Source organism: Brucella tritici (assembly GCF_008932295.1).
Taxonomy (GTDB): Bacteria; Pseudomonadota; Alphaproteobacteria; order Rhizobiales; family Rhizobiaceae; genus Brucella; species Brucella tritici.
The window spans coordinates 38,612-57,314 of record NZ_WBWA01000004.1; the positions used below are offsets into that span (position 1 = coordinate 38,612).

Here is an 18,703-nt window from a genome sequence, read left to right on the forward strand (position 1 = left end):
ACCATGGCTGATCAAACATCGCACCCCCCGTCCGCTGGCGAGAATCGCAGCGAGACTCAAGACGCCGAAGGGCAAAGTACGCAACGGCCTGTAGTGGCCGAGAAGCGTTCCCTTTTGTCTAATATTTTCCCGTTCATGCGCTCGCGCCAATCATCTTCGCTGCGCGAAGATCTGGCCGATGCCCTTTCCAGCACGGCAAGCGAGCAGGATTCCGCATTCTCGCCTGAAGAAAAGGCGATGCTGCACAACATCCTTCGCCTGCGCGAAATCCGCGTCGAAGATGTGATGATCCCGCGCGCCGATGTCGAGGCAGTGGAAATTTCTACGCCTCTCTGGGAGGTGCTGGAGCTTTTCGAAAAATCCGGCCATTCGCGTATGCCAGTCTATGCCGAAACGCTGGATGATCCGCGCGGCATGATCCATATCCGTGATGTTCTCAATTACATCACCAAGCAGGCCCGTCAGAAAACCACGCGCCGTAGCAGTGCGCGCAGCAAGGCGACGGCCGAAGACAAAGCCGCCAAATTCGACATGGGCCGTATCGATCTTACCAAGACGATCGGTGAACTCAATCTCATGCGCAAGGTCCTGTTCGTGCCACCATCCATGATGGCAAGCGGCTTGATGGCACGCATGCAGGCGACCCATATCCAGATGGCGCTGGTCATCGATGAATATGGCGGTACCGACGGTCTGGTTTCGCTGGAAGACATCGTTGAAATGGTTGTCGGCGATATCGAAGACGAGCATGACGACGAAGAAATCATGATCGCTGAAGAAGCCGACGGCGTTTTCGTTGTCGATGCGCGCGCCGATCTTGAAGAGCTGGCCGCAAAAATCGGCCCGTCTTTTGAAGTCGGCGAGCATGGCGAGGACGTCGACACGGTTGGCGGTCTCATCTTCTCGGTTCTCGGGCGAATTCCAGTTCGCGGCGAAGTCGTGCAGGCAATTCCGGGCTATGAATTCCATGTTCTGGAAGTCGACCCGCGCCGGGTGAAGAAAGTGCGCATTGTGCCGCTTTCCGCGGCTGACCGCCGCCGCCAGCAACGCGCGGTCATATCTCCTAAGCCGGGAGAGCAGCCCGCAGAAGTCGAAGCCGCAACTGACGACCCCAAAGAGGCCTGATGATCGAAAGGCTGGCGGGGAAAATCATTCTTTCGAGCGGCTGGCGTCGTGCGCTGGCCGCTTTTCTGAGTGGTGCCTTCGCCACGCTGACCCAGTCGCCATTTGATGTTTTCGTCGCGGGTTTCGTTTCCTTCCCCATTTTGGTCTGGTTGATTGACGGAGCCATTGCGAAAGCGAATGCCGGGCCGGTGCGCCGTCTCCTCCCAGCCGCCATGGTTGGCTGGTGGTTCGGTTTCGGTTACTTCGTTTCCGGACTGTGGTGGATCGGCACGGCGCTGCTGGTTGATGCGGACCAGTTTGCATGGGCCCTGCCTCTTGCAGTTCTGGGCCTGCCTGCGTTCTTGGCGTTGTTTTATGCATTTGCAACCATGGTTGCACGCATCTTCTGGTCGGATGGTTTGGGGCGCATCTTCGCGCTGGCTTTCGGTTTTGCGCTGGCAGAATGGCTGCGCCTTTTCCTGTTCACCGGTTTTCCGTGGAACGCCATCGGCTATGCCATCATGCCGACCCCGCTGCTGATGCAGTCGGTTGCCGTGCTCGGCCTGATCGGAATGAGCGCATTGGCCGTCTTTGTCTTTGCCGCGCCGGCTCTGCTGATTGGCGGACGGTTTGCAAGGACGGGCATTGTCTTCGCCCTGATGCTTATCGCCGGTCACGTTGGCTTCGGTGCCTGGACGCTTTCAAGGGCGCCAGCAATCGATGAGGAAAAAGGCTCGCCTGCAGTTCGAATCGTGCAGCCGTCCATCGCTCAGACCATGAAATGGGATAATGCGGAGCGCCGGTCGATATTCGACAAGCTGGTGTCGTTGACCGACGAAGCACCTGCCGAAGGCAAGCCGAAACCCGATGTAGTCATCTGGCCGGAAACAGCAGTTCCTTATATTCTCACATCAACACCCGAGGCTCTGTCACGTATCGGCGAGGTTTTGCAGGACGGGCAGATGCTGCTCACCGGTGCCGTTCGAGAAGAAAAAGCAGCTGGTAGCGGTGAACCGCGCTACTATAATTCAATTTACACAATTGATGATCGCGGCGTCATAGTTGACGCCGCTGACAAGGTGCACCTTGTTCCCTTCGGCGAATATCTTCCCTATGAGAATTTCCTGCGCAGGCTCGGACTTCAGGAAGTGGTGGAAATGCCGGGCGGGTTTACCGCCGGTACGACGCGCCGAGCGTTGAACGTGAAAGACGGCAAGACCTTCCTGCCGCTGATCTGCTACGAAGCCATTTTTCCGGATGAGCTTGGATATTCGGGCCAAAGAGCCAGAGCCATCATCAATGTGACAAATGACGCGTGGTATGGTGATACACCCGGCCCGTATCAGCATTTCCGACAGGCCCAGGTGCGTGCCGTGGAACAGGGGCTCCCCCTCATTCGTGCAGCTAATAATGGTCTTTCAGCTGTCGTTGATGCTTATGGTCGAATCACTGACGGCCTCGCGCATGACGCTGTAGGGGTAATTGACGCTTACCTACCGTCATCTCGTGCACCATTTTGGGGCACGCCACCCGGCTCACGACAATCTCTGGTAGCGCTGTTAACCTTACTCGTGTTGAGCGTGGCTTTCCGACTGCCAATCGGCAGGCGTTTTCATTGACAGACTAATATTGATACGTTGTTATGGCGCAGCGGCGACGGTTTTTGCGGAAAAATCGTCAGACTACCTCCCAAAACTTATTGTTATCGCTGTTCAGATGAACAGAGCATGAATGAAAGCTCGCAGCTGCGAGGAGTGACAGTTGTATGATTGAGAATAAAAAGAAGCCCAATCCAATTGACGTGCATGTCGGCAGCCGCATCCGTCTCCGCCGTAACATGCTGGGCCTCAGTCAGGAAAAGCTTGGCGAAAGCCTCGGAATTACGTTTCAGCAAATCCAGAAATACGAGAAAGGCACCAACCGCGTCGGTGCAAGCCGCCTTCAGGCGATTTCGGCTATTCTGAATGTCCCGGTTTCCTTCTTTTTCGAAGATGCACCGGGTTCCTCGAACCAGGCCGGTTTTGCAGAAGACAATGAAGCGACCTATGTGGTCGATTTCCTGAATTCCAATGAAGGTGTTCAGTTGACCCGCGCCTTCACGAAAATTTCAGATCCGAAAGTGCGTCGCAAGATCATCGATCTCGTGAAGTCGCTCGCTGCGGACGCTGACTGAATTTCATATCCCGGAAAAGCCGCAAGTGCGGGACATAGCCGTGTCCCGCCGGATTTTTACGAATTTCAGCGCCTAAGTTGGCAGGAACTGCTGCCTGGAACGAAATTTCCCGTCGAGGCGCTGTCGCAACAAGAATATGCATTGACGGTTTAATCCTAACTTCGCTAACACATTACCGTGCCCGGAACGCTGGAACCTGTTCCGGGCGCTACTGTGTTTCCAAGGCGGAGATATTCTCCGTTGGATTTTCAAGAGGGGTTACCCGTGTCGCGCAGTTCTTATCTCTTCACCAGCGAATCTGTGTCCGAAGGACATCCGGACAAGGTTTGCGACCGCATCTCCGATGAAATCGTGGACATGATCTACAAGGAAGCGCGTCGTACTGGCGTCGATCCGTGGTCTGTCCGTGTTGCCTGCGAAACGCTTGCCACCACCAATCGCGTGGTCATTGCCGGCGAAGTGCGTGTGCCGGATACGTTCCTGAAGAAGAATAAGGATGGCACTGTCGCCCACGATGCTGCCGGGCATCCGCTGATCAATCCTTCCCGTTTCCGTTCGGCGGCCCGCAAGGCGATCCGGGAAATCGGTTACGAACAGAACGGCTTCAACTGGAAGACCGTAAAGATCGACGTGCTTCTGCATCCGCAGTCTGCTGATATCGCACAAGGCGTGGATAACGCCGCTGACCGTCAGGGCGAAGAGGGTGCAGGTGATCAGGGCATCATGTTCGGTTATGCCTGCCGCGAAACCCCGGATCTCATGCCGGCGCCGATCTATTATTCGCACAAGATTCTCGAAAAGCTCTCCGAAGCCCGCCACAAGGGTGAGGGTGACGCAGGCAAGCTCGGGCCTGACGCCAAGAGCCAGGTCACTGTGCGCTACGAGAATGGCGAGGCCGCTGAGGTGACGCAGATCGTACTTTCCACGCAGCATCTGGATGCAAGCTGGGATTCGAAGAAGGTGCGTTCTGTTGTCGAGCCCTATATCCGCGAAGCGCTCGGCGAATTGCCGATTGCAGCTACCTGCAACTGGTACATCAACCCGACCGGCAAGTTCGTCATCGGCGGTCCGGACGGTGATGCCGGTCTGACTGGCCGCAAGATCATCGTGGACACCTATGGCGGTGCCGCTCCGCACGGTGGTGGTGCATTCTCGGGCAAGGACACGACCAAGGTTGACCGCTCCGCCGCTTATGCAGCGCGCTATCTCGCCAAGAATGTCGTTGCCGCCGGTCTTGCCGACCGCTGCACGATCCAGCTTTCCTATGCCATCGGCGTGGCCCAGCCGCTATCGGTTTATGTCGATCTGCATGGCACAGGCAAGGTGGCCGAATCTGCAGTCGAAGAAGCACTCCGCGAGGTCATGGACCTCTCGCCGACCGGCATCCGCAAGCATCTTGACCTCAACAAGCCGATCTATGCCAAGACCTCGTCTTATGGTCATTTCGGTCGCAAGCCGGGCCGTGACGGTTCCTTCTCCTGGGAGAAGACGGACCTCACCAAGGCGCTGAAAGCAGCAGTGGCGTAACTTTTCCGGCGAAAAGTTGCATCGCAAGCCGCTTGGCGCTATGTGTCCCGACGATTTTCGAGGGGCGCGGTCTTGGATCGCGCTCTTTTATTATTTGAACCTGATATGATGCCGATGGATAAAAAATGACCGAAGAATCTCATCCTCTGCGCGGTGCCGGAAATTTCTTCGGCCGTCGCCACGGCAAGCCCTTGCGCAACCATCAGAAGAACCTGTTCGAGGATCTTCTGCCGCGCCTGAAGATCGATGTCGAAAAGTCCGCGCCGCAGGATTTGCGCACGCTCTTTGAAGCAAAGGTCGATGCTGTGCGTCTGGAAATCGGTTTTGGTGGCGGCGAGCATCTGCACCATGAGACGGGCCGTTATCCGCAGACGGGTTTCATTGGCGTTGAGCCTTTCGTCAACGGCATGGCCAAGATGCTAGCGGCATTGGATGGCGAACCGCGATCAAATTTGCGTCTCTACGACGAAGATGCAACGGCGGTTTTGGACTGGCTGCCGGACGCCTCTTTGTCGGGTATCGATCTCTTCTATCCCGATCCATGGCACAAGCGTCGCCACTGGAAACGCCGTTTCGTCAGCGATGCCAATCTCGACCGCTTCGCTCGAATTCTGAAGCCCGGTGGGAAATTCCGATTTGCATCGGACATCGAACATTATGTCAACTGGACGCTCCAGCATTGTCGCCGCCATCCCGCATTCGACTGGCAGGCGGAAGGCCCATCCGACTGGAACGACGCTTATGAGGGCTGGCCTGGCACGCGCTATGAGGCAAAGGCTTTTCGTGAAGGGCGACGTGCCGCCTATCTGACGTTCATTCGCCGTTGAAGCTACTAACAGCGAAGGGAATGAATCGAACGTCAGAAGCGGTCTTGAAAAAATCCGCTTCCGCTGGTATATAAATCTCAAATTCTTGGTCGTTTGAACAAGAGTGGGTCCACCCGGTCCCGCTCTTTTTTGTTACTTACGGCTAACTTGAAGAGGCTTTCCAGCCTTTTGAAAGGTTTTTAGGTTGACGGAACAGGTTCAGGCAAACGAAGCAGAAGTGCTCGCAACAGGCGCGGATGAGCGCATCATTCGCGAGACGGGTATTGATGCGAAAGTGGCTTCCATCATCGAGCCCGTCATCAATACGCTGGGCTTCCGGCTGGTGCGCGTGCGCCTCTCGGGATTGAACGGCCAGACCCTGCAGATCATGGCCGAACGTCCTGATGGCACGATGACCGTCGATGATTGCGAACTGGTCAGCCGCACAGTCGCGCCGGTGCTTGATGTGGAAGATCCCATTAGTGGAAAATATCATCTGGAGATTTCGTCTCCGGGTATTGATCGTCCGTTGGTCCGTAAGTCGGATTTTGCCGATTGGGCCGGTCATATTGCAAAGGTGGAAACCTCCATCGTGCACGAAGGCCGCAAGAAATTCCGCGGTCGCATCGTTCTGGGCGATACGGAATCAGTCGTGATTGAAAGCGACCAGATTTCCTACGGCAGCGAACCTGTCGTGCGCATTCCATTCGATCTGATTTCTGATGCACGCCTCGTGCTGACTGATGACCTGATCCGCGATGCGTTGCGTAAGGACAAGGCCCTGCGCGAAGGCCGCATTCCCGGTGACGACCTCGGTAGCGAAGAAGTGGGCGAGCCGTCCGGTGAAGTCGCATCGGGCGAAGCTGAAGATAAAGAATAAGTTTCTGGCGTCCGGCATCTAGAGGAGCCGGGTGCGACACCAAGGAGAGTCCAATGGCAGTCAGTGCTAACAGGCTGGAACTTCTGCAGATCGCCGATGCGGTCGCACGCGAGAAGTCGATCGACCGCGAGATCGTTCTTGCGGCCATGGCCGATGCGATCCAGAAGGCGGCGCGTTCGCGTTACGGCCAGGAAAGCAACATCCGCGCGGACATCAATGCGAAGTCCGGCGAGATCAAGCTACAGCGCCTGCTCGAAGTCGTCGAACATGTCGAGGATTACGCGACGCAGATTTCGCTCTTCACCGCGCGCGATCGCAATCCGGATGCACAGGTTGGCGACTTCATCGCCGATCAGCTGCCGCCGATGGATTTCGGCCGTATTGCTGCCCAGTCTGCAAAGCAGGTCATCGTGCAGAAAGTGCGCGAAGCCGAGCGTGACCGCCAGTATGACGAATACAAGGATCGCGTTGGGGAAATCGTCAACGGCACCGTCAAGCGCGTCGAATACGGCAATGTGATCGTCGATCTCGGCCGTGGCGAAGCTATCGTGCGTCGCGATGAACTGATCCCGCGTGAAGCATTCCGTTATGGCGACCGCATCCGCGCCTATGTCTATGACGTGCGTCGCGAACAGCGCGGCCCGCAGATTTTCCTGTCGCGTACCCATCCGTCCTTCATGGCGAAGCTCTTCACCATGGAAGTGCCGGAAATCTACGACGGCATCATCGAAATCAAGTCGGTTGCCCGTGATCCGGGTTCCCGCGCCAAGATTGCGGTCGTGTCTCGGGATGCCTCCATCGATCCGGTCGGCGCCTGTGTGGGTATGCGCGGCTCCCGCGTTCAGGCTGTTGTGGGCGAACTGCAGGGTGAAAAGATCGACATCATTCCATGGTCGCCGGACGCTGCTTCCTTCATCGTCAACGCGCTTCAGCCTGCTGAAGTTGCCAAGGTTGTTCTCGATGAAGATGCCGAACGTATTGAAGTTGTCGTGCCGAATGACCAACTATCACTTGCAATCGGTCGTCGCGGTCAGAACGTGCGCCTTGCTTCACAGCTCACCGGCTGGGACATAGACATCCTGACGGAAGACGAAGAATCCGAACGTCGCCAGAAGGAATTCACCGAGCGTTCGACGCTCTTCATGGATGCCCTCAACGTTGACGAGATGGTTGGTCAGGTTCTGGCCTCCGAAGGTTTCGCATCCGTTGAAGAACTGGCCTATGTCGAACCGGGCGAAATCGCGTCCATCGATGGCTTCGATGAGGATACGGCTGGCGAAATCCAGGAACGTGCTCGCGAATATCTGGATCGCATCGAGAGCGAACAGGATGATCGCCGCAAGGAACTGGGCGTCGAAGACGAGCTGCGTGAGCTGCCGGGCATCACCACGGCAATGCTGGTGGCGGTCGGCGAAGACGGCGTGAAGACGATTGAAGACTTTGCCGGATATGCCGTTGACGATCTGGTCGGCTGGCGTGAACGCAAGGACGGAGAAACCGTCGCTCATAGCGGCATCCTCTCTTCTTTCGACGTTTCGCGCGTCGATGCGGAACAGATGGTCCTGACCGCACGTTTGAAGGCAGGATGGATCACGGAAGAAGAACTGGCGTCGGCTCAGGAAGAAGAAGCCGAAGTTGGTGAAGAGGAAGCCGCTTCCTAAGAAGCGGTCGGAATAAAAAGAGCCGCATGGCTTCTTACGTCTGGTGCAATTCGGGCGTAAGCTGTGCGGCTCTTGCAATTCATCCCTGAAAAATGGTCGTCATTCATTCGAATTGATTGGCCAGTTCAGGTTTCGGACATGTTCCGGGTTGTGGTGGGGCTTATGCTCTGGTACAGCGCCCGCGTTACGTCCGATGTGCGGGCAGACCGCAATTTGGCAAGACTGGAGTTCGCGTGGAGCAGGATATGAATGACAGAACCTGTATCGTCACGCGCGAAAGCGGTTCTGCCGATGATCTGATCCGTTTCGTGGCCGGTCCCGACGGTTCCGTGGTGCCGGACTTGAAAAGGAATCTGCCAGGCAGGGGATGTTGGGTTAAAGCCGAGCGTCGCCTGGTGGATGAAGCGGTCAAGCGCAAGCTTTTTGCGCGGGCGCTGAAGGACGGTGTGACGCCGCAGGCGGATCTTGGCGCACTGGTGGACCAGTTGCTGACGAAATCTGCTCTCGGTAGCCTCGCTCTGGCTCGCAAGGCCGGGGCTGTGGTGTCGGGCTCGACCAAGGTGGATCAGGCGATCCGCACCGGGACAGCCGCCATGGTGTTGCACGCAAAGGAAGCCGCCGCCGATGGCGTGCGCAAGCTCGATCAGGCTCGCCGCGCCGTGGTGCAACTGGATGGTCCGGAAATCCCTTCTTTCACTCTTTTTACGGGGGAAGAAATGGATTTGGCATTTGGGGGCGGAAATGTGATACATGCAGCCGTACTTGAAGGAAAGGCGGCAGCCGGGTTCGTAAAGCGGGCGCTTATGTTGCATCGCTATCGCGGTGAAAGCGCATCGAACCCGGATTAGAGCGCAACTCTGGAGGGGCTTGGCAGGTCCTGGATCGGATTGCGCGTTGAGGCGGATGACTGGAGCTTTATCCAACATGACCCGGTCGCGTTGGATAATGCTCGAGTAGAGCGGCCGGAGCCGCGAAGGAAACGGAAACGTAATGAGCGATAAAACGAACGACGACAAGACGCTGAGCGTTAATACGAAGAAGACGCTGACCATGAAGCGGCCAGGCGTCGAGCAGAGCACCGTGCGCCAGAATTTCAGCCACGGCCGCACGAAGGCTGTCGTCGTTGAAACGAAAAAGCGCAAATTCTCGCGGCCTGATGAGAAGCCGGAAGTCGAGGCAGCGGCCCCAAGGCCTGCAGCGCCGGCGCCCGCTGCGCCTGCGCCTGCGGCATCTGCCCCTGCACCGGCTCAGGCCGCGCAGCCTGCACAAGCTGCACCGGCTCAGGCTGCACCTGCACAGGCCGCGCCAGCAGTGCGTGCGCCAACTCCTGCAGCTCCGGCACCGAAGCCAGCAACACCCGCTGCTCCGGTCACGAAACCGCACGTCGCACAGCAGCGCCCGACGCAACAGCGTCCCGGTGGCCAGCAGGCACAGCGTCCGCGCCCATCCGACCGCTCCGGCATGGTGCTGAACACGCTGTCGCGCTCCGAAATGGATGCACGTCGCCGCGCGCTCGAAGAAGCACAGGTTCGTGAAGTTGAAGAACGCGCTCGCGCTGTCGAGGAAGCCAAGCGTCGCGCTGAGGAAGATGCTCGCCGCGCCAAGGAACGTGAAGAATCTGCGCGTCGTCAGGCGGAAGAGGAAGCTCGTCTCAAGGCCGAGGCCGATGCTCGCCGCAAGGCTGAGGAAGAAGCTGCCAAGCGTATGCCGCAGCCTGAAGCCCGTACCGAGCGTCGCGATGATGCACGCCCGGCTCCGCAGGGCAATCGCCCGCAGCAGGCCGGTCGTCCTCAGGGCAATCGTCCGCCGCAAGGTGGCCGTCCGCAGCAGGGCGGTCCTCGCCCGGCTGCACCAAGCCTGGCCGATGCTGCCCCGATCCCGGGCAAGCCGCTTCCGCAGAGCCAGCTCCGCAAGACTGTGGCATCCGACGATGATGACCGTCGTGGCGGCGGTCAAACCGCTGCCCGCCGTGGTGCGCCAGCCAAGCCGGAAGTTCGTGCGCCGAAGGTGGTCAAGACGGAAGATGATCGCCGTCGTGGCAAGCTGACGATCTCCAGCAATCTGGAAGACGAAGGTCGTTCGCGTTCGCTGTCGGCAATGCGCCGCCGTCAGGAAAAGTTCAAGCGTTCGCAGATGCAGGAAACCCGCGAAAAGATTTCGCGTGAGGTGACCATTCCTGAGACCATCACGCTTCAGGAACTTGCGCAGCGTATGACCGAACGTTCGGTTGATATCATCAAGTACCTGATGAAGCAGGGCCAGATGATGAAGCCAGGCGACGTGATTGATGCCGATATGGCGCAGTTGATCGCTGAAGAGTTCGGCCACACCGTCAAGCGCGTCGCAGAATCGGACGTTGAAGAAGGTATCTTCGGTGTAGCCGATAACGAAGCCGCGCTGGTTTCCCGTCCTCCGGTCGTGACCATCATGGGTCACGTTGATCACGGCAAGACCTCGCTGCTCGATGCAATCCGTCATGCGAATGTCGTGTCGGGCGAAGCCGGTGGCATCACCCAGCATATCGGTGCCTATCAGGTCGAACAGAACGGCCAGAAGATCACCTTCATCGATACGCCGGGCCACGCTGCCTTTACCGCAATGCGTGCCCGTGGTGCGCAGGCAACCGATATTGCCATTCTCGTGGTGGCTGCCGACGACAGCGTGATGCCGCAGACGATTGAATCGATCAACCATGCCAAGGCGGCAGGCGTTCCGATCATCGTGGCGATCAACAAGATCGACAAGCCGGCTGCAGATCCGCAGAAGGTTCGTACTGCTCTGTTGCAGCACGATGTCTTTGTGGAATCGATGGGCGGCGAAGTTCTCGACGTCGAAGTGTCGGCCAAGAACAAGCTCAACCTCGACAAATTGCTTGAAGCAATTCTGTTGCAGGCTGAAATTCTTGATCTCAAGTCAGATCCGACGCGTACGGCTGAAGGCGTTGTCGTCGAAGCCCAGCTTGATCGTGGCCGTGGTTCGGTTGCAACCGTTCTGGTTCAGACCGGTACGCTGCATCCGGGTGACATCCTCGTCGCCGGTAGCGAATGGGGTCGTGTGCGCGCGCTGGTCAATGACCGTGGCGAGCATGTCAAGGAAGCCGGTCCGGCAATGCCGGTCGAAATCCTCGGCCTCCAGGGAACGCCGCAGGCGGGTGACCGTTTCGCAGTGGTTGCCAACGAAGCCAAGGCACGCGAAATCGCCGAATACCGCCAGCGTCTGGCACGCGACAAGGCTGTCGCTCGCCAGTCGGGTGCACGCGGTTCGCTCGAGCAGATGATGAACCAGCTTCAGGTGTCGGGCACGAAGGAATTCCCGCTCGTCATCAAGGGCGACGTGCAGGGCTCTATCGAAGCTATCACCAATGCACTGGACAAGCTTGGCACCGACGAAGTTCGTGCCCGCATCGTCCATTCGGGTGCAGGCGGTATCACGGAAAGCGACGTTTCGCTGGCCGAGGCTTCCAACGCGGCCATCATCGGCTTCAACGTCCGCGCCAACAAGCAGGCACGCGACGCAGCCGATCAGCAGGGCATCGAAATTCGCTATTACAACATCATCTATGATCTGATCGATGACGTTAAGGCAGCGATGTCGGGCCTCCTGTCGCCGGAACGCCGCGAAACCTTCCTCGGCAATGCGGAGATTCTCGAAGTCTTCAACATCACCAAGGTCGGCAAGGTTGCCGGTTGCCGTGTCACCGAAGGCAAGGTCGAGCGCGGTGCAGGCGTTCGCCTTATCCGCGACAACGTGGTTATCCACGAAGGCAAGCTCAAGACGCTCAAGCGCTTCAAGGACGAAGTGTCGGAAGTTCCGGCCGGTCAGGAATGCGGTATGGCGTTCGAGAACTACGACGATATTCGCGCAGGTGATGTCATCGAAGCCTTCCGCGTCGAACACGTTTCGCGCACGCTTTAATAGCTTTGAGCCGGACCGTCCCGAATTGGGCGGTCCGGCTTTTTATTGCCCGGTTCCGAGGGTCTGACTCCCATCTGAATTGTGGTAAGTTACGCCCATAATTTTCAAGTCATGCGGTCGGACAGCCGAAAGAGCTGGTCGCCTGTTTATGGCTGTTTATCGAGGATTTAACTATGGCACGTTCTCCCGACCCCAAGGGCTCAGGTGGTCTCTCCCAGCGCCAGCTTCGCGTCGGCGAGCAGGTGCGTCACGCATTGGCGCAGGTGCTTCAGCGCGGCGAAATCCGCGACGATCTTATCGCCCGCACCGTAATTTCCGTTTCGGAAGTGCGCATGTCGCCCGACCTCAAGATTGCGACCTGCTTTATCACCCCGCTCGGTGATGCCGATACGCAGGCGGTTATCAAGGCGCTCGCTGCAAATGCGAAGTTCATTCGCGGTCGCATGGCGCCGAGCCTCAGCCAGATGAAATACATGCCGGAATTCCGCTTCCGGGCCGATACGAGCTTTGACAATTTTTCCAAGATCGATGCGCTTCTCCGCTCGCCGGAAGTCGCCCGCGATCTTGGGCATGACGATGAAGAAGACGCGGAGGCAGACAAAGCTTCCCGCAATGGAGACGAATAAAGCATGGCAAGACGAGGCAAGAAAAAAGGTCGTTCGATATCCGGCTGGGTTATTTTCGATAAGCCGAAAGGGATGGGATCGACCGAGGCGGTCTCGAAGATCAAGTGGCTGTTCAATGCCGAAAAAGCCGGACATGCCGGTACACTTGATCCGCTTGCTTCCGGCATGTTGCCCATAGCGCTGGGTGAAGCCACAAAGACCGTGCCTTATGTCATGGATGGAACCAAGATCTACCGTTTCACGGTAAGCTGGGGCGAGGAACGCTCCACGGACGATCTGGAAGGCCAGCCGACCAAGACCTCGGACAAGCGGCCCTCGCGCGCTGAGGTCGAGGCATTGCTGCCGAATTATACCGGTGTCATTTCCCAGGTCCCGCCGCAGTTCTCCGCCATCAAGATTGATGGCGAGCGGGCTTACGATCTTGCGCGCGAAGGCGAGACAGTCGAGATTCCATCCCGCGAAGTCGAGATTGACCGCCTGGAAATCGTTGGCACTCCGGATGCCGACCGCACCGAATTCGAGGTCGAATGCTCCAAGGGTACCTATGTGCGCTCGCTCGCGCGCGATATGGGCCGGGACCTCGGCTGCTACGGCCATATTTCGGAACTGCGCCGCATTGAAGTTGCACCGTTTACGGAGGAAGACGCCGTAACGCTGGCTGAACTCGAACAGGCTTGGCCACCACTTCCTCCCAAGGATGAAGACGGCAATATTGTCGAGCCCGCTCCGCGTCGCGACTTTTCGGCGATTGACGCGTTGGTCATCGATACGGGGGCGGCACTTGACTGCCTGCCGCAGGTGCCGCTTACGGACGATCAGGCGCAGCGCGTGCGTCTTGGCAATCCGGTGATCTTGCGCGGACGTGATGCTCCTCTGGAAGCGGATGAAGCCTGTGTTACGGCACGCGGAAAACTGCTTGCCATCGGCTATATCGAGCACGGACAATTCAAACCGAAGCGCGTTTTCACAACGGGCTGACGTTTCGTCAGAAGATCGCGATAAGGCGGCAAATTGAATTGAGACTGGCGTTCCCGCCAATTTTGCACTATATGCCCCTCATCGATCATGCGTAAAAGCATGTCAGATCGTGTAAATGGCCCGCGCTGGACGACATCCCGGCCCGGGCGTCTGGTTTTCCTCTCATCTAGAAAGGTGTTACGATGTCGATTACTGCTGAGCGCAAGCAAGCACTTATCAAGGAATACGCCACCAAGGAAGGCGACACCGGTTCTCCTGAAGTACAGGTTGCCGTTCTTTCCGAGCGTATCGCCAACCTCACCGAACACTTCAAGGGCCACAAGAATGACAATCATTCGCGTCGCGGCCTTCTGAAGCTGGTTTCGCAGCGTCGTCGCCTTCTTGATTATGTCAAGGGCATCGACCAGGCACGTTACCAGGCGCTGATCAGCCGTCTCGGCCTGCGCCGCTAACGGTAAAATCGGGCGACGTTTCAAAACGTCGCCCGTTTGATTTATTCGGCATTTTGTCGTGCGGATAGCCGCTGACAGATCAAAATGCGACACTTGAGCATGTCTCCCAAAAGTGGGAACCGTTTTTGGGGCGAAGACATGCGAAAAACCAACAGATAGAATGGAAGCGCGAACGTATGTGAGCGCATCCCGCTCTATCGGGCGAATGCCCACTGGCATGAAACGGCGCACCGGGTGCATTCCGTCATGCCGATGACGAGCCAAAAGGCTCATGACCTGGACCAGTCATGGGGCAGGATTGCAGGCAGTTCGTGTCAGAGGATGTTCGGGAATGAATGTTCTGACACTAACGAACTTCCCGTTGTCTTGCCCGTGGCCCGTCCGCCAACCGAGGCGATGCCTTCAGGCGCTTTTGCGCGGTATCACCACATGAGGACAAGATATGTTCAATACCCATAAAGTAGAAATCGAATGGGGCGGTCGTCCGCTTACGCTCGAAACCGGCAAGATTGCCCGTCAGGCCGACGGTGCAGTTCTCGCAACCTATGGCGAAACCGTCGTTCTGGCGACTGTCGTTTCTGCCAAGGAGCCGAAGCCGGGCCAGGATTTCTTTCCGCTGACCGTCAACTATCAGGAAAAGACCTATGCCGCTGGCAAGATCCCTGGTGGCTACTTCAAGCGTGAAGGCCGTCCGAGCGAAAACGAAACGCTCGTCTCGCGCCTGATCGACCGTCCGATCCGCCCGCTCTTCGTCGATGGCTACAAGAACGACACGCAGGTTGTCATCACCGTCGTCCAGCACGATCTGGAAAATGATCCTGACGTCCTGTCCATGGTTGCCGCTTCTGCAGCACTCACCATTTCGGGCGTGCCTTTCATGGGCCCGATCGGCGGCGCGCGCGTCGGCTACATCAACGGCGAATATGTCCTGAACCCGAATATCGATGAAATGCCGGAATCGAAGCTCGATTTGGTTGTTGCCGGTACGTCGGAAGCCGTGCTGATGGTTGAATCCGAAGCGCAGGAACTCTCTGAAGAAGTCATGCTCGGCGCCGTTGTTTTCGGCCAGAAGGGCTTCCAGCCGGTCATCGATGCGATCATCAAGCTCGCTGAAGTTGCTGCCAAGGAACCGCGCGACTTCCAGCCGGAAGACCTGTCGGATCTCGAAGCAAAGATGCTTGCCGTTGTCGAAAGCGACCTGCGCGACGCCTACAAGATCACCGAAAAGCAGGCCCGTTACGCTGCCGTCGATGCCGCCAAGGCAAAGGCGAAGGCTCACTTCTTCCCGGAAGGTGATGAAGAGCCGGAATTCTCCGCTGAAAAGTTTGCAACCGTTTTCAAGCATCTGCAGGCCAAGATTGTTCGCTGGAACATTCTCGACACCGGCAGCCGCATCGACGGTCGTGATCTTTCGACCGTTCGCTCGATCGTTTCGGAAGTCGGTCTTCTGCCACGCACTCACGGCTCGGCACTGTTCACCCGCGGTGAAACGCAGGCGATCGTTGTTGCCACGCTCGGCACCGGCGAAGACGAACAGATGATCGACGCCCTGACCGGCACCTACAAGCAGCCTTTCATGCTGCACTACAACTTCCCGCCATACTCCGTTGGTGAAACCGGCCGTATGGGTTCGCCAGGCCGTCGTGAAATCGGCCACGGCAAGCTTGCATGGCGCGCTATCCATCCGATGCTGCCTGCCGCCGAGCAGTTCCCGTACACGATCCGCGCGGTCTCCGAGATCACGGAATCCAACGGTTCGTCCTCGATGGCTACCGTTTGCGGTACCTCGCTCGCTCTCATGGATGCAGGCGTTCCGCTCGCACGTCCGGTCGCCGGTATCGCCATGGGCCTGATCAAGGAAGGCGAGCGCTTCGCCGTTCTGTCCGACATCCTCGGTGATGAAGATCACCTCGGCGACATGGACTTCAAGGTTGCCGGTACGGAAAACGGCATCACCTCGCTGCAGATGGACATCAAGATCGACGGCATCACCGAAGAGATCATGAAGGTCGCTCTGGAACAGGCCAAGGGCGGTCGCGTCCACATTCTCGGCGAAATGGCGAAGGCTCTTTCGACCTCGCGTGAAGAACTCGGCGAATTCGCTCCGCGTATCGAAGTAATGAACATCCCGACCGACAAGATCCGTGATGTTATCGGTTCTGGCGGCAAGGTTATTCGCGAAATCGTGGAAAAGACCGGCGCCAAGATCAACATCGAAGACGATGGTACGGTGAAGATCGCTTCGTCGAACGGCAAGGAAATCGAAGCCGCCAAGAAGTGGATTCACTCGATTGTTGCCGAGCCGGAAGTCGGCGAAATCTACGAAGGTACGGTCGTCAAGACCGCTGACTTCGGCGCTTTCGTGAATTTCTTCGGTCCGCGCGATGGTCTGGTTCATATTTCGCAGCTCGCCGCCGACCGCGTTGCCAAGACCACCGATGTGGTCAAGGAAGGCCAGAAGGTCTGGGTCAAGCTCATGGGCTTTGACGAACGTGGCAAGGTTCGCCTGTCGATGAAAGTTGTCGATCAGGAAACCGGCAAGGAAGTAGTTGCTGAAAAAAAGGCAGAAGCCGACGCTGAATAAGCGTTTCAGCTACTGTAAATCAATCGAAAGCGCGCTCTTGTGGCGCGCTTTTTTGTTGCATGGGAATCAATTCAAGACCATGGATGAGCCATGATTACACCGGCACAACAGACACTCTTTCTCCCCTTCTATCAGGGCATTCTGGATATGCCCGAAGAGGGGCAATCCTTTCTAGCTTGCGGTCTTTCTGCGGACCGGCATCTTGAAGACGAGTGGAAGCAGGCGCTGACCTTCCTGCAACCCTGGCGCCCCGACTGGCTGGCGCTGGAGAAGGAGGGCTTCAAGGCCGTTCCGAGATTAGCGTCTGACGTGGGCGAGGAGCGGCGTTTTTCCGGCGGGCTACTTCTGCTCGGAAAACATCGCGGACGCAACGAGGCGTGGTTTGCGGAGCTTTTGGCGCGTGTTGAACCGGGTGGATGGATTGCGGTGTCCGGCGACAAAAAGCTCGGCATCGACAGTTTTCGCAAATGGGTCGGCAATCTTGCCGAGATCAGCGACCGCATGTCGAAGAACCATGCCGTAGTGTTCTGGCTGAGGAGGCCCGCCGATCTTACCGATGACTTCATTGCGGCGCTGAAACCGCTTGCAACCGATATTGATGACGTATTCCGGACCGAACCTGGTATGTTCTCGCACGGTGTCATCGACAAGGGCTCGGCATTGCTGGTGCCGCATATGGAAAAGATTGTCTTCGGCAATGTTGCCGATCTTGGTGCTGGCTGGGGTTATCTCGCTGCGCAATGCCTGAAATTTGCGGATCGCATCAAATCAATCGATCTCTATGAAGCCGATTATGAGGCAATTGAAGCCGCGCGCGGCAATCTTGAGCGGCTGGCCGCGTCGGTGCCGATCAGTTTCAACTGGTTCGATGTGACGAGTGAAAAGATGGCGGGCATCTACGACACCGTGATTATGAACCCACCGTTCCACGAAGGACGGGTGACGGATGTTTCGCTCGGTCAGGCGTTCATTGCCGCTGCCGCGTCTCGTCTTAAACCGGGCGGACGTTTGCTGATGGTCGCAAACCGTCAGTTGCCTTATGAGACGACGCTCAAAGGGCTGTTCAAGAATGTAACGCTTCTTGAAGAGGCAAATGGCTTCAAGATATTTGATGCAAAGAAGTAAATAAAAAGGCCGCCTGGAAGGCGGCCTTTTTATAATATGGTTTGGCTTATTCGCCGCGTTCCGCGTCCGAGCTTTTCAGCTCTTCAAGCGTTGGCATCGAAACGATGTTGTAGCCGGAATCCACATAATGGACTTCACCGGTAACACCGCTCGAAAGATCGGACAGCAAATAGACTGCCGATTTGCCGACATCATCAATGTCGACGGTGCGACGCAGCGGCGAGTTACGGCGCTGGTAGCTGAAGATTGCGCGTGCATCGCCAATACCGGCACCGGCCAGCGTGCGTACCGGTCCTGCCGAAATGGCGTTGACGCGGATGCCCTGCGGGCCGTAGTCGGCGGCAAGATAACGAACCATGGCTTCAAGCGCGGCCTTGGCAACGCCCATGACGTTGTAGTTCGGGATAGTGCGCGTCGAACCGCCATAGGTCAGCGTCAGGATTGAGCCGCCGTCCTTCATGAGCTTTTCAGCACGCTGTGCCATTTCCGTGAAGGAGTAGGCGGAAATCACCATGGTGCGGCTGAAATTTTCGCGCGTGGTGACGTCTGCGTAGCGACCCTTCAGTTCGGTCTTGTCGGAGAAGCCGATGGCGTGAACGATGAAATCGAGCTTGCCCCACTTCTTTTCGACTTCGGCAAAAACCGCATCGACTGACTCGATATCTTCCACATCGCAAGGCAGTACGAAATCAGAGCCAACCTGTTCGGCGAGCGGCTTTACGCGCTTGCCGAGTGCATCACCTTGATAGGTAAAGGCCAGTTCGGCGCCCTGTGCGGCGAGTTGCTTTGAAATTCCCCAAGCGAGTGAGTGATTATTCGCGACCCCCATGATGAGGCCGCGTTTGCCTTTCATCAAACCTTCCATATTTTCC

At 57.4% G+C, this 18,703-nt stretch carries 15 protein-coding genes; 14 read left to right on the top strand and 1 reads right to left on the bottom strand.

Features of this window, described 5'->3' with window-relative positions; all coding sequences use genetic code 11:
• Positions 1-3 precede the first annotated feature (3 nt).
• From F9K91_RS05985 to F9K91_RS06050, 14 genes are all read left to right on the top strand, one after another.
• Positions 4-1,125 carry a hemolysin family protein gene (locus tag F9K91_RS05985; protein WP_151677422.1) on the top strand — a complete coding sequence of 374 codons (1,122 nt, stop codon included), beginning with the start codon at positions 4-6 and terminating at the stop codon, positions 1,123-1,125.
• Entirely contained in the window at positions 1,125-2,723 is a 1,599-nt protein-coding gene (gene lnt, locus F9K91_RS05990; RefSeq protein ID WP_151677423.1) for an apolipoprotein N-acyltransferase, read from the top strand. The genes F9K91_RS05985 and lnt overlap by 1 nt, the downstream gene beginning before the upstream one ends.
• A 146-nt stretch (positions 2,724-2,869) precedes the next feature.
• Positions 2,870-3,277, top strand: a complete 408-nt coding sequence (locus tag F9K91_RS05995; protein WP_010657769.1) for a helix-turn-helix domain-containing protein — start codon at positions 2,870-2,872, stop codon at positions 3,275-3,277.
• 264 nt (positions 3,278-3,541) lie between these two features.
• Complete coding sequence (gene metK / locus F9K91_RS06000; protein WP_151555287.1) at positions 3,542-4,804, top strand: methionine adenosyltransferase; 1,263 nt, start codon at positions 3,542-3,544, stop codon at positions 4,802-4,804.
• A gap of 125 nt (positions 4,805-4,929) precedes the next feature.
• Positions 4,930-5,631, top strand: coding sequence for a tRNA (guanine(46)-N(7))-methyltransferase TrmB (gene trmB, locus F9K91_RS06005; RefSeq protein ID WP_151677424.1), 702 nt, complete (start codon positions 4,930-4,932; stop codon positions 5,629-5,631).
• 184 nt (positions 5,632-5,815) lie between these two features.
• Positions 5,816-6,490 (top strand): ribosome maturation factor RimP, encoded by a 675-nt coding sequence (gene rimP, locus F9K91_RS06010; protein ID WP_151555289.1) that lies wholly within the window; start codon positions 5,816-5,818, stop codon positions 6,488-6,490.
• 53 nt (positions 6,491-6,543) lie between these two features.
• Complete coding sequence (nusA, locus tag F9K91_RS06015; RefSeq protein WP_151555290.1) at positions 6,544-8,151, top strand: transcription termination factor NusA; 1,608 nt, start codon at positions 6,544-6,546, stop codon at positions 8,149-8,151.
• A 233-nt stretch (positions 8,152-8,384) separates the two neighbouring features.
• Entirely contained in the window at positions 8,385-8,999 is a 615-nt protein-coding gene (locus tag F9K91_RS06020; protein ID WP_268891666.1) for an RNA-binding protein, read from the top strand.
• A 142-nt stretch (positions 9,000-9,141) separates the two neighbouring features.
• Positions 9,142-12,066 (top strand): translation initiation factor IF-2, encoded by a 2,925-nt coding sequence (gene infB / locus F9K91_RS06025; RefSeq protein ID WP_151677426.1) that lies wholly within the window; start codon positions 9,142-9,144, stop codon positions 12,064-12,066.
• 173 nt (positions 12,067-12,239) lie between these two features.
• Positions 12,240-12,692 (top strand): 30S ribosome-binding factor RbfA, encoded by a 453-nt coding sequence (gene rbfA, locus F9K91_RS06030; RefSeq protein WP_151555292.1) that lies wholly within the window; start codon positions 12,240-12,242, stop codon positions 12,690-12,692.
• A 3-nt stretch (positions 12,693-12,695) separates the two neighbouring features.
• Positions 12,696-13,670 (top strand): tRNA pseudouridine(55) synthase TruB, encoded by a 975-nt coding sequence (gene truB / locus F9K91_RS06035; RefSeq protein WP_151677427.1) that lies wholly within the window; start codon positions 12,696-12,698, stop codon positions 13,668-13,670.
• Between the two features lie 182 nt (positions 13,671-13,852).
• Entirely contained in the window at positions 13,853-14,122 is a 270-nt protein-coding gene (gene rpsO / locus F9K91_RS06040) for a 30S ribosomal protein S15 (protein WP_061344682.1), read from the top strand.
• Between the two features lie 442 nt (positions 14,123-14,564).
• Entirely contained in the window at positions 14,565-16,706 is a 2,142-nt protein-coding gene (pnp, locus tag F9K91_RS06045) for a polyribonucleotide nucleotidyltransferase (protein WP_151677428.1), read from the top strand.
• A gap of 90 nt (positions 16,707-16,796) precedes the next feature.
• On the top strand, positions 16,797-17,831 hold the full coding sequence (locus tag F9K91_RS06050) for a class I SAM-dependent methyltransferase (RefSeq protein ID WP_151555294.1): 1,035 nt from the start codon (positions 16,797-16,799) through the stop codon (positions 17,829-17,831).
• A 46-nt stretch (positions 17,832-17,877) separates the two neighbouring features.
• Here F9K91_RS06050 and fabI read toward each other — a convergent pair whose 3' ends face one another.
• Positions 17,878-18,696: an enoyl-ACP reductase FabI gene (gene fabI, locus F9K91_RS06055; RefSeq protein ID WP_010657782.1), complete on the bottom strand. Its 819-nt coding sequence runs from the start codon at positions 18,694-18,696 to the stop codon at positions 17,878-17,880.
• Between the last annotated feature and the right edge of the window lie 7 nt (positions 18,697-18,703).